A 12,259-nucleotide genomic window follows, 5' to 3' on the forward strand; every position below is an offset into this window, starting at 1 on the left:
GCTCGGCAGGACAGAGCGTCAGATGGCGAAGTCTGTCAGAATACGGTGGAAGGTGGATCAGAATGAAAAAAGGGAGAAACGGAAATGTAGTGGATTTCGGCGCAACACTTCAGGAGTGGCCGAAAAGAATATGGGAATGGGACGAGGTGCGGGAGTGCTATCTGCCGCACCTTTCCAAGTGGAAAGAACAAGGAATGCCACTGGAGGCGATGGTATGGGTACCGGCCAAGGGATATGAGCGGGGAGCCTTTGAATATCTGGCGGCAAGATTTGACGGACAGATTATGCTTCTTTTTCCGAAGAAAGACGGAGAGGTAAAGGAGATATGTATTCCATGCAGGGATATCCTGGCTGTGCGGGAACTGCGGTATGTGTTGGACTGCAGATATCTGATCTATTATGAAATGGACGGTAAGATTGAATGCGTGGCGATGCCGTACAATGAGGCGACCCAGTATTTATTTACCCCGTTCTTAAACTGTGCATTGCAGTTGGATGAGAATTTTAATGCGGCAAGCCGGATTCGTTTGAATCCGCGGCCGGAGCATTTGCTCCATGAGGCGCATGAGCTTTACAGTTTCAGTGAGGCTGCATACAGGCTGGGAGACAAGATCGTTCATTATGAATGGGGCAGGAATTTCCAGATTACAAAGAATTTCATATTTAAAACGAAGAAAGAGTGTTCATGGATCCTCTGTGAGATGGAGGAGGGCTGGTGCATGATCGAATGCGGTGCCAACTATCATGAGACCACCTATTTATATAAGAAATATGGCAAAGTCCTGCTGGAAGAAGAAAAAAAGCTCTGGAAGATGGAGGTTGAGGAAAATGGACAGCCTTATCTGGTGCGTGATCTGAAGTATGAGACACGGAATGTGGGCAAAGAAAAATAAGGTGCAATTGTAACCTGAAAGAGAGAGACAGACGACATGAGAATTGCATTCAGAAGAAAAGAAGACGGAGCGGAGCTGGTTCGTGTGTGGAGCGAATCGGAGGTTGTCAAAGTTCCGGAAAATGTTGGAAAATATAGAATAAATTCCATTGCATCCTATGCATTTTCCAATCACAAACAGGTGGAAGATGAAGATGTGGAGTTCTTTGAAGAGGACAGCAGAGCGGAAGAATTCCAGATGCAGGATCTGCCGCTCAGATGCGGAGCCAATCTTCTGGAGATCCATCTTCCACCTACGGTGAAGGTGATCGGTAATTATGCATTTTACGGCTGCATGAATATGAAAGTCTTTCACGGAACAGACGAGATCGTGAGGATGGGAAGCGGTGTGTTCACCGGATGCCGTCTGTCGAATGTTCAAATTGATTTTTATGAGGGAGAGCGGTCCTGTCTGAAGGAGATTCTGACAGAGATCCGCTATGAGATCGTGGCGACTCTGGTTTATGGAAAAGGAAAAGAAGAACGGTTCACGAAGATCATTTTTCCGGAACATTACATGGACGCTGTGGAGAATACGCCTGCAAGGATCGTGGAGACTCATTATTACGGCTCGGGTGGAGAATACAGGGAATGTTTCTACCGCCGGGAGCTGGATTACCTGAAATACGACAGAATGTTCGCACTTTCCGGTGTGCGGGATGATGAGGCGGTTACGGTCCAGGTCGCACTTGCAAGACTGATGTATCCGGTGAAACTTGAGGATGCCGCACGCAGGCGGTATGAAACTTATATCCGGGAACATCTGACGAATCTGATAAAGGATTGTCTGAAAAAACTTGACGATCATGAGAATTATGCGCTCGGTTCACCGGTGGAGATCGTGGAATTTATCTGTCGGATGGAGTATTTTGAAAGGGATGTGCTGGAGCGGGCGATTGATCTGGCATCCCGGACCGGACAGACGGAAGTCTTAAGTATCCTGATGGATGAGAGACACCGGAGATTTCCGGTAAGAAAGAAGAAATTCGTTCTATAGAATGCAGAAGGAAAGAAGCGGAAGAATATGGAACTCAATTTGGAAGAGAATACGAAGCAGGAAGACCAGCTGGAGCAGATCGGCCGCCGGATCCTGGCGCTTTCAAGAAATGAACTGTATCTGCAGATGCGATTCCTAGATGTGGCATTGTCTTCCCTGGCGTATGTACAGGATTTTTCGGTATCGCTTGTTGCCACAGACGGGTGGAATCTGTATTTTCATCCGGGAGAGCTCGGAGGACTCTACCGGAAAAACAGGCTGGATGTAAACCGGGCTTATCTGCATGCCGTGATGCACTGCATTTTCCGTCATATGATTACGCGGAAGGGCAGGGAGAAGCTGTGGTGGAATCTGGCTTGTGACATCGTGACGGAATCCATCATTGACGGGTGGAACACACGGAATATCCGGCGTGCCAAGTCATGGCTCAGGCAGGAAACCTACCGGAAGATGCAAGGTGAGATGAAGGTGCTGACGGCGGAGAAGGTTTACGGAAGTCTGATGCGATGGGAGCTTTCAGAGAGAGAGATGCTTCGTCTTCAGGCGGAATTTACCGTTGATGATCATAAATACTGGGCTGAGGATGAGGAGAAGAACAGAAATAGTGAGCTGAATCAGAGATGGAAAGATATCAGTGAACAGATGCAGACGGAGATGGAAACATTTTCGCAGGAGACTGCCGGTGGAACGGGCCATTTTCTGGAACAGATCCGGGTGGAGAACAAGGAGCGGTATGATTACCGGAAATTTCTCAGAAAATTTGCCGTGCTGAAGGAAGAGATGACCATTGATGAGGATTCCTTTGATTATGGATTTTACAGCTATGGGCTGCGATTGTACGGAAATATGCCGCTGATTGAGCCGCAGGAGTGGAAAGAAGTCAGTAAGATCGAGGATTTTGTGATCGTGATCGATACGTCCATGTCCTGTTCCGGAGAACTGGTGAAAAAATTTCTGGAGGAGACGTATGGAATCTTAAGTGAGAACGACAGCTTCTTCCGGAAAGTCAATATCCATATTCTCCAGTGTGATGAGCAGGTGCAGACGGATCAGAAGATCACGAATAAAGAGGAACTGCGGGAGTACATGGAGCATCTGGACCTGGTCGGAGAAGGCGGTACGGATTTCAGGCCGGCATTTGAGTATATCAACCGTATGATAGAAAATCATCAGTTTGCTAGGCTGAAGGGTGTGATCTATTTTACAGACGGGCAGGGTATCTTTCCGAAACAGATGCCGCCCTATGAGACTGCATTTGTGTTTATGGAAAGGGAAGGCCTTGAGGTGGAGGTTCCGCCGTGGGCGATGAAGCTTACGATTGAGGAGGACGAATTGGAAAACTATGGACATTAAGCGAGCAAAACAGGAAATCAAGGACGCGATCGAAGCGTATTTAGTAAAGGATGAATGTGGAAAATACATGATCCCCGCTATTCATCAGCGGCCGATCCTTCTGATGGGGCCTCCGGGAATCGGAAAGACACAGATCATGGAGCAGGTGGCAAGAGAGTGCGGGATCGGCCTGGTGGCGTATACGATCACCCATCATACCCGCCAGAGCGCAGTGGGGCTGCCGTTTATTCAGAAAAAACAGTACGGAGGGAAAGAATATTCGGTGACGGAGTATACGATGAGCGAGATCATCGCGTCGGTGTATGACAAAATGGAAGTTACCGGACACAAAGAGGGAATTCTTTTCATTGATGAGATCAACTGTGTCTCTGAGACCCTGGCGCCAACGATGCTGCAGTTCCTGCAGTGCAAGACATTCGGAAATCAGAAAGTCCCGGAGGGATGGATCATCGTTGCGGCGGGCAACCCGCCTGAGTATAATAAATCGGTACGTGAATTTGATGTGGTGACCCTGGACCGTATCAAGAAAATCGATGTGGAAGAGAATTTTGATGTCTGGAAAGAATACGCCTATCAGGTGAGCGTGCATCCGGCGGTCATCTCCTATCTGGATGCAAGGCGGGAGAACTTCTACCGGATGGAGACGACGGTGGACGGGAGAATGTTTGCAACTGCCAGGGGATGGGAGGATCTCTCCCGACTGATCCAGGTGTATGAAAGACTGGGAAAAAAGGTGGACCGGGAAGTCGTGCATCAGTATATCCAGCACTGGAAGATTGCAAAAGATTTCGCAAATTATCTGGAACTCTATGTGAAATATCGGAAGGATTACGGAATTGAAAAGATTCTGGAAGGAACCTATGGGGAGGATACGCTGGAGAAGCTGAAAGTTGCTGCGTTTGATGAAAAACTGAGTGTGGTGAACCTTCTTTCCGGAAGATTGGCGGGCGCTTTTAAAGACACCTATGAAATGGATCGCTATGTATCTGCCCTGTATGAATGGCTGAAGAAATATCGTGCTTTGATCCGTGAAGTGGAGAAAGAAGGAATGTCAGAAGAACTCTATGCAAGCGGAGGAATCATCAAGACGATCTATTTTCGGGCGAAAAAGGAATTCGAAGATCAGAAAAAGGCTGAGAAGCTTGACCGGGACGGGGAGCGGTGCATGGCAAAAGTGGTGGATACACTGGAAGGCTACTGGAATTATGCCAAAGAAGAGCATCTGGCCGGCAATGAAGCGTTTGAACAGATCCGGGAGCTTTTTGCAGATGAGACCGAAAAGCGGGAGGAAATGGTCGACCATACGATGGAAATGCTGGAGCATGCGTTTGAATTCCTGGAAAAAGCATTCGGAGAGAGTCAGGAGATGGTCGTATTCGTGACGGAGCTGAATACGAATTACTACAGCATCTGGTTCCTGAAAGAGAATGACTGCGGATTGTATTATAAATACAATAAGGGACTGCTGTTCGATGAACGGCACCAGGAGATCCTGAAGCAGATGGACGAGGCGGAAGAGAGTATGGAACGAGGGATCCGGTAAGCGGAAAATCCGAGAGGATGGGATTGCCGGATCCTGCAAATGAGAAGACTGGAAGAATGGAACGTGATGCGGATTCCGGCATATAATGAAAAGGAAGGCAGATACAAGGGGCAGTTCCAAATTGCTGTGCAGAAATGAAACGAAAATCCTGAAACAGGAGAGATGGCTGCCGGACATAAGAACCGGTCGTTGGACGTTGAAATATGAGGAACGTTTTCGAAAAGGGCCGGGACTTAATTATCCGGGAGAAGTGACGGCAGAAGCCGGAACAGAAGCCATGATCCTTGAGGTGCGCTGCCTGAGCGTTTCGGTCTGGGGAAGGGCACAGGATGGCTGGCTGTGCCTGTATATGAGCGGCACCTGGTATGTGGAATAAAATTGTGGGAATAGAATCATGGACATAGAAAAAAGGCGGTTCAGAAGAGGATTTGCGAAAACTCTTTCTGAACCGCCTTTTGGGATATTCTTAATAACTGCTATTTCTGGTTGTTCTTAGCTTCAGCCAGTTTCATCGCACGAACTTTCAGCGGAAGGCCGAACAAGGTAATGAAGCCGTCTGCATCGTGGTGGTCATAAAGATCACCGGTTGTAAAGCTTGCCAGAGATTCGCTGTAAAGTGAATACGGAGAAGTTGTACCTGCTTTGATGATGTTGCCTTTGTAAAGCTTGAATTTCACTTCACCTGTCACATATTCCTGGGTGGAGGTTACGAATGCCTGAATCGCTTCACGAAGCGGAGTGAACCATTTTCCTTCGTATACTACCTGAGCAAGCTTGTTACCCATATCTTTCTTCACTTCCATGGTTGCACGGTCAAGCACCAGTTCTTCCAGCTGTGCGTGTGCTTCCATCAGAATCGTTCCGCCCGGAGTCTCATATACGCCACGGGACTTCATACCTACAACACGGTTTTCAACGATATCAACGATACCGATACCATGTTTGCCGCCAAGTGCGTTGAGCTTGCGGATGATGTCGGCTACCTTCATTTCTTCGCCGTTGATGCTTACCGGAACACCTTTTTCGAATTTCATAGTGACATACTCACCTTCGTCCGGGGCCTTTTCCGGTGTAACGCCGAGAACCAGAAGATGATCGTAGTTCGGTTCATTGGCTGGATTCTCCAGTTCCAGACCTTCGTGGCTTAAGTGCCATAAGTTACGGTCACGGCTGTAGCTGTGGCTTGCGTCAAACGGAAGATCAATGCCGTGTGCTCTGCAGTACGCGATCTCATCTTCACGGGACTGCATGGTCCATACATCGGTCATACGCCATGGAGCGATGATCTTCAGATCCGGAGCGAGTGCCTTGATTCCAAGCTCGAAACGGATCTGGTCGTTTCCTTTACCGGTAGCACCGTGGCAGATTGCGGAAGCGTTCTCTTTTCTCGCAATCTCAACCAGTTTTGCGGCAATTCCCGGACGAGCCATAGCGGTTCCGAGTAAATATTTATTTTCATAAACGGCACCTGCCTGTACACATGGCATGATGTAGTTTTCGCAGAAATCATCGGTGATATCTTCAATATATAATTTGGAAGCTCCGGCAAGTTTTGCCCTTTCATCCAGTCCGTCCAGTTCTTCGCCCTGTCCGCAGTTGATGCAGCAGCAGATTACTTCGTAATCAAAGGTCTCTTTTAACCATGGGATAAGTGTGGTTGTATCAAGACCACCTGAATATGCTAAAACAACTTTCTCTTTCATTCTATATTCCTCCTGATAATAAGTTCGTCGATCAAGTACAAAACACACTATACACTATGTTTTATATTTATGCAAGAAAAAAATGCAAAATCTTGAAAAAATGTGTGTTTTTATGCATGAAAATGTATAAAAACAAGTTTATATGCATTTTTGAAATCAGAGAACCGCATGTGAAAGACCTGTGTGAAAATGAAAATGATAGAAAATATGAGGCAATTTAAAAAAAAGCTTGACATTTTCCGCGTGAACGATAGAATAGAATGAAAAGAAGCAGTGTATTGCAAACGAGTAATGGAGGAGTAAGGATCATGGATTATATGCATAAAATGAATTACAATCATACTCTCATCATTACCTTCCGACCGTGTCAGCCGTATCCCTTAGGGGGATACGTATATTAATTGAACATGGACGGGATGGCGTTGTTGTTGTGCTTCTCAATCAGAGAGATTCCCTTAGAGGGATGAGTTTGACTTATTTTGCCGTAAGGAAAAAGAGTGTCAGGAGAAAAGGTATAACTATATGCGTTTTCCCCTGATTTTTTTGTACTTTTTTTATTATTTTTACATGAGTTATTATGGCAGGATTAGGAGAACGAAATGGAACTGAGACAGGAATTAAAAGATAAAAAGAGAATTGTGATTAAAGTTGGGACTTCTACAGTGACATACGAGAAGACGGGACAGATCAATCTGGAAAAGCTGGAGAAGTTTGTCAGGATTCTGATCAATATGAGAAACCGCGGGAAGGAAGTGATCGTTGTTTCATCCGGAGCAGTCGGGATTGGAAGGAACGTTCTGGGGATTACGGAAAAACCGCAGGGAGATGTCAAGCAGGCCTGTGCAGCTGTCGGGCAGGGAAGACTGATGATGATATATGAAAAGCTTTTCGCGGAATACAGTCAGTTGACGGCCCAGGTGCTGCTTACAAAGGAATCTGTATATAATGTGACCTGCAGAAATCATGCAAAACAGACATTTGAAAGATTGCTTGCTATGAATGTGATTCCGATTGTCAATGCAAATGATGCGATTTCGGTGGATGAAGACAGTTACGGGAATTTCGGGGATAATGATACGATGTCGGCAGATGTGGCGGCGCTGGTGAATGCGGATCTTCTGATTATGATGTCTGATATCGAGGGACTTTATACGGATGATCCAAGGAAGAACCCGAACGCCAGATTCGTGCATACGGTGAACAAAATTGATGCCGCACTGGAAAAGATGGGGAAAGGTGCCGGAAGTGATCTTGGTACCGGAGGAATGGCGACAAAAATCGAAGCGGCGAAGATTGCAACGGAAGCCGGGGCGGATATGGTAATCGCTAACGGTGACAATATTTACGCTATCAATGATGTGATGGCAGGAAAGAAAGTAGGTACTCTTTTTTTATCAAAGGATAGGAGATATGACGGAGAGAACGAGCTGGCACCGGAGCGGGAAGGATATAGAAGACAGATGAAGCGCAGGAGGAAGATGTGATATGGAATATATGGAACAGTTGGGAAAAAGGGCGCAGGAAGCGAAGAAAGTGGTTCAGTTTCTTGGGACAAATGAGAGAAATAAAGGACTTCTGGCGGCGGCAGATGAGCTGGAAGGCAAAGCGGCATTTATAATAGAAGAAAATAAGAAAGATATTCTGGATGCCAGAAGCAGGAATCTTCCGGAACCGCTGATCGACCGGCTGATGCTGAATGAGGAGCGGATACGGCAAATGGCGGAAGGACTCAGGCAGATTGCGGCACTTCCGGATCATTTGGGGGAAATGATTTCTATGTCAGTCAGGCCAAACGGACTTCAGATCGGGAAAAGACGTGTACCGATCGGCGTTGTGGGAATTATTTACGAGGCCAGACCGAATGTGACCGCAGATGCTTTCGGGCTTTGCCTGAAGACGGGAAATGTTGTGATTTTACGTGGAGGAAGTGATGCGTACAGGTCAAGCAGCGCCATTGCGTCCTGTTTAAGAGGAGGGCTTCATGACGCGGGGATTCCGGAAGATGCCCTTCTTCTGGTAGAAGATACGAGCAGAGAAACGGTGTGTGAGATGATGCGTCTGAATCAGTATCTGGATGTTCTTATTCCAAGAGGCGGTGCGGGGCTCATCGCTTCGGTGGTTGAAAACAGTACGGTACCGGTCATCGAGACCGGAACAGGAAACTGCCATATTTACGTGGATGAATATGCAGATATACAAATGGCAGCGGATATCATCGTGAATGCCAAAACGCAGAGACTTGGAGTGTGCAATGCCTGCGAGTCGCTGGTTATCCATGAAAAGATTGCCGGGGAAGCAGTGCCTGTCATTTGCAGAAGACTGTGGGGAAAGGGCGTGGAGATCCGCGGGGATGAAAGGGTCTGTGCTCTTGAGAATCAGGTGAAGGCAGCATCCGAAGATGACTGGGGAAGGGAGTATCTGGATTCCATTATTTCGGTGAAAATGGTAAATTCGATTGAAGAAGCCGTGGAACATATTAACCGGTATAATACCGGACATTCCGAATCGATCATTACCCGTAGCTATGAGCATGCTTTGTATTTCCAGGAAAGAGTCGATGCAGCGGCTGTCTATGTCAATGCGTCTACCAGATTTACGGATGGAAATGAATTTGGTTTTGGAGCGGAAATCGGAATCAGTACGCAGAAGCTGCATGCAAGAGGACCAATGGGGCTGGAAGCACTGACAACAACAAAATACGTGATTTTCGGGAACGGTCAGGTGCGCTGTTAGATGATCCAAAGATTTATGATAAAAGTACTTGCATAATATGCACAAATTATGTATAATTATGCAAGTACTATTTTCTTGACCTAAAATTAAGAGAGGATAAGAAGCGCATTTTGGAAGATACTCTATGGATTTTTATTAGAGAATACTTTACTTTGAAAAACAAATGGTTTATAGTGGTTATGACTTATGCCCGGAAAGGCCGGGGATTTCAAGGTGCCGCAAGGGCATGATGAAAGGAAGGATAACATGATTAGAGCAGGAATTATCGGTTCGACCGGCTATGCCGGAGGAGAACTGGTCAGAATTTTGACGGGACATAAAGATGTGGAGATCAAGTGGTTTGGCTCCAGAAGCTATATTGATAAAAAGTATGCATCCATTTACCAGAACATGTTCCAGATCGTCGATGCGGTCTGCATGGATGATAATATGGAAGAACTGGCAGAGCAGGTGGATGTAATCTTTACCGCAACACCGCAGGGACTTTGCGCATCTCTGGTAAATGAAGATATCTTATCCAAGGTAAAGATTATTGACCTGAGCGCGGACTTCCGTATTAAAGATGTGAAGGTATACGAAAAATGGTACGGAATCGAGCATAAGAGTCCTCAGTTTATTGAAGAAGCGGTATATGGATTGTGTGAGATCAATCGTGAGGATATTAAGAAAGCGAGACTGGTGGCAAATCCGGGATGTTATACGACCTGTTCGATCCTGACGGCGTATCCGCTTGCCAAAGAAGGGCTGATCGATATGGATACACTGATCATCGACGCGAAATCCGGAACTTCCGGAGCGGGAAGAGGGGCAAAGGTTCCGAATCTCTTCTGTGAAGTCAATGAGAACATGAAGGCCTATGGCGTTGCGTCCCATCGACATACGCCTGAGATCGAAGAGCAGCTTGGATATGCATGTAATAAGGAAGTTGTTCTGAATTTTACGCCGCATCTCGTACCGATGAACCGCGGAATTCTGGCGACGGAATACGCAAAGCTTACAAGAGAAGTTTCCTATGAAGAAGTGAAGGCCATCTATGATAAATATTACGGCAGTGAGAAATTTATCCGTGTCCTTGATAAGGATGTGTGCCCGGAGACCAAATGGGTGGAGGGAAGCAACTACGTGGACATCGGATTTAAGATCGATCCGAGAACGAACCGGATCATCATGATGGGAGCCATTGATAATCTGGTGAAAGGAGCAGCGGGACAGGCAGTACAGAATATGAATCTTGTGTTCGGACTTCCGGAAGATGAGGGATTGAATCTGGTACCGATGTTCCCGTAAAGGAGTTACATATGACAATTCGAGAGATGACGATAGAAGATTATGACCAGGTCTACGCATTATGGATGAAGATCAAAGGATTCGGGATCCGGAGCATTGACGATTCCCGCGAAGGAATCGAGCGTTTCCTTCGAAGAAATCCTACGACCAGCGTGGTTGCCGAGAAAGACGGGAAAATCGTAGGCGGGATCCTGTGTGGTCACGATGGACGGCGCGGATGTTTCTATCATGTCTGCGTGGATCCGGAGTACCGAAGACATGGCATCGGCAAAAGCATGGTCGTATTTGCCATGGAAGCGCTGAAAAAAGAACAGATCAATAAAGTCTCCTTGATCGCATTTACGAAGAACGATATCGGAAATGCATTCTGGAATACGATCGGGTGGACGAAGAGAGAAGATCTGAATTATTATGATTTTACTTTGAATGAAAAGAATATTACGGCATTTATCGAAGATAAGTAGTATGGAGGGATGAATGATGAAGATTATTACCGGCGGAGTTACCGCAGCAAAAGGATTTGAGGCAGCAGCAACCGCAGCAAAGATTAAATATCAGGATCGTACCGATATGGCGATGATCTACAGTCAGGTTCCATGTGTATGCGCAGGAACATTTACCACGAATGTGGTGAAAGCAGCTTGCGTGAAATGGGATCAGCAGATTGTGGCAGGTGGGCAGAAGGCACAGGCCGTGATCGTAAATTCTGGAATCGCCAATGCATGTACCGGCGCAGAAGGGTTCGGATATTGCAAGGAAACCGCAGATGCGGCTGCAGAAGCACTGGGAATCAGCGCAGATGGCGTCTTGATCGGTTCGACCGGTGTGATCGGAAAACAGCTTCCGATCGACCGCATCAAAGCAGGCGTGAAAGCGCTGGCACAAAAGAAAAATACGTCTCTGGAAAATGGCACAGAGGCTGCCAAAGCGATCATGACCACCGACACCTGCGAGAAACAGATTGCAGTGGAAATTGAAGTGGGCGGCAAGACGGTCACGATCGGCGGTATGGCAAAGGGCTCCGGCATGATCCATCCGAATATGTGCACTATGCTGAGTTTCATCACGACCGATGCGGCGATCACCAAGGAAGCACTGCAGAAGGCACTCAGTGATGATGTAAATGATACTTATAATATGATTTCCGTTGACGGGGATACTTCCACCAATGATACGGTGGTTCTTCTGGCAAACGGATTGGCTGAAAATGAAGAAATCACGGTGGATTCTCCGGACTATCCGGTATTTTACGAGGCGCTTCACACGATCAATGAATACCTTGCAAAGAAAATGGCCGGAGACGGAGAAGGCGCAACCGCATTGTTTGAAGTTCAGGTAGTAGGCGCTGACACGAAGGAAACTGCAAAAATACTTGCAAAATCCATTGTCTGCTCCAATCTGACGAAGACCGCAATCGCCGGACACGACGCGAACTGGGGACGTATTCTGTGTGCAATGGGATATTCGGGAGCACAGTTCGATCCGGAAAAAGTGGATCTGTTCTTTGAAAGCCAGGCGGGAAGAATTCAGATCATTGAAGACGGAACCGCAGTGGATTACAGTGAGGAGAAAGCAACCGAGATCCTCTCCCAGCCGGAAGTGAAGGCAATTGCCGATATTAAGATGGGAAATGAAAGTGCGACTGCCTGGGGATGCGATCTGACTTATGATTACATCAAAATCAACGCAGATTACAGAAGCTAAAGACGGAA

The 12,259-nt window shown here is 46.9% G+C and carries 11 protein-coding genes; 10 read left to right on the top strand and 1 reads right to left on the bottom strand.

What is annotated here, in order from left to right; translation table 11 throughout:
• Positions 1 to 62: 62 nt before the first annotated feature.
• From ACTNBR_RS05170 to ACTNBR_RS05190, 5 genes are all read left to right on the top strand, one after another.
• Positions 63 to 893, top strand: coding sequence for a hypothetical protein (locus ACTNBR_RS05170; protein ID WP_427805497.1), 831 nt, complete (start codon positions 63 to 65; stop codon positions 891 to 893).
• Between the two features lie 36 nt (positions 894 to 929).
• The gene (locus tag ACTNBR_RS05175) at positions 930 to 1,928 is read left to right on the top strand and encodes a leucine-rich repeat protein (protein ID WP_427805498.1); all 999 of its coding nucleotides are present in this window, start codon (positions 930 to 932) and stop codon (positions 1,926 to 1,928) included.
• Positions 1,929 to 1,955: 27 nt separating this feature from the next.
• Positions 1,956 to 3,281: a vWA domain-containing protein gene (locus ACTNBR_RS05180; RefSeq protein ID WP_441016939.1), complete on the top strand. Its 1,326-nt coding sequence runs from the start codon at positions 1,956 to 1,958 to the stop codon at positions 3,279 to 3,281.
• Positions 3,271 to 4,824, top strand: coding sequence for an ATP-binding protein (locus ACTNBR_RS05185; RefSeq protein WP_427819067.1), 1,554 nt, complete (start codon positions 3,271 to 3,273; stop codon positions 4,822 to 4,824). The genes ACTNBR_RS05180 and ACTNBR_RS05185 overlap by 11 nt, the downstream gene beginning before the upstream one ends.
• A 121-nt stretch (positions 4,825 to 4,945) precedes the next feature.
• Entirely contained in the window at positions 4,946 to 5,200 is a 255-nt protein-coding gene (locus ACTNBR_RS05190; protein ID WP_427819066.1) for a hypothetical protein, read from the top strand.
• A gap of 100 nt (positions 5,201 to 5,300) precedes the next feature.
• Here ACTNBR_RS05190 and ACTNBR_RS05195 read toward each other — a convergent pair whose 3' ends face one another.
• The gene (locus tag ACTNBR_RS05195) at positions 5,301 to 6,527 is read right to left on the bottom strand and encodes an argininosuccinate synthase (RefSeq protein WP_427805502.1); all 1,227 of its coding nucleotides are present in this window, start codon (positions 6,525 to 6,527) and stop codon (positions 5,301 to 5,303) included.
• A gap of 599 nt (positions 6,528 to 7,126) precedes the next feature.
• Between ACTNBR_RS05195 and proB the strand changes: the two genes are divergently transcribed.
• The 5 genes from proB to argJ all read left to right on the top strand — a co-directional run bounded on the left by proB (position 7,127) and on the right by argJ (position 12,251).
• Complete coding sequence (gene proB / locus ACTNBR_RS05200) at positions 7,127 to 8,011, top strand: glutamate 5-kinase (RefSeq protein WP_427805503.1); 885 nt, start codon at positions 7,127 to 7,129, stop codon at positions 8,009 to 8,011.
• Position 8,012: 1 nt separating this feature from the next.
• Entirely contained in the window at positions 8,013 to 9,260 is a 1,248-nt protein-coding gene (locus ACTNBR_RS05205) for a glutamate-5-semialdehyde dehydrogenase (RefSeq protein WP_427805504.1), read from the top strand.
• Between the two features lie 246 nt (positions 9,261 to 9,506).
• Complete coding sequence (gene argC, locus ACTNBR_RS05210; protein ID WP_427805505.1) at positions 9,507 to 10,547, top strand: N-acetyl-gamma-glutamyl-phosphate reductase; 1,041 nt, start codon at positions 9,507 to 9,509, stop codon at positions 10,545 to 10,547.
• An 11-nt stretch (positions 10,548 to 10,558) separates the two neighbouring features.
• Positions 10,559 to 11,011, top strand: coding sequence for a GNAT family N-acetyltransferase (locus ACTNBR_RS05215; protein ID WP_427805506.1), 453 nt, complete (start codon positions 10,559 to 10,561; stop codon positions 11,009 to 11,011).
• Positions 11,012 to 11,027: 16 nt separating this feature from the next.
• Entirely contained in the window at positions 11,028 to 12,251 is a 1,224-nt protein-coding gene (gene argJ / locus ACTNBR_RS05220; protein ID WP_441016965.1) for a bifunctional glutamate N-acetyltransferase/amino-acid acetyltransferase ArgJ, read from the top strand.
• The last annotated feature ends 8 nt before the right edge of the window (positions 12,252 to 12,259 follow it).

The organism is Bariatricus sp. HCP28S3_F11 (genome assembly GCF_052065395.1).
Classification (GTDB): domain Bacteria; phylum Bacillota; class Clostridia; order Lachnospirales; family Lachnospiraceae; genus Allocoprococcus.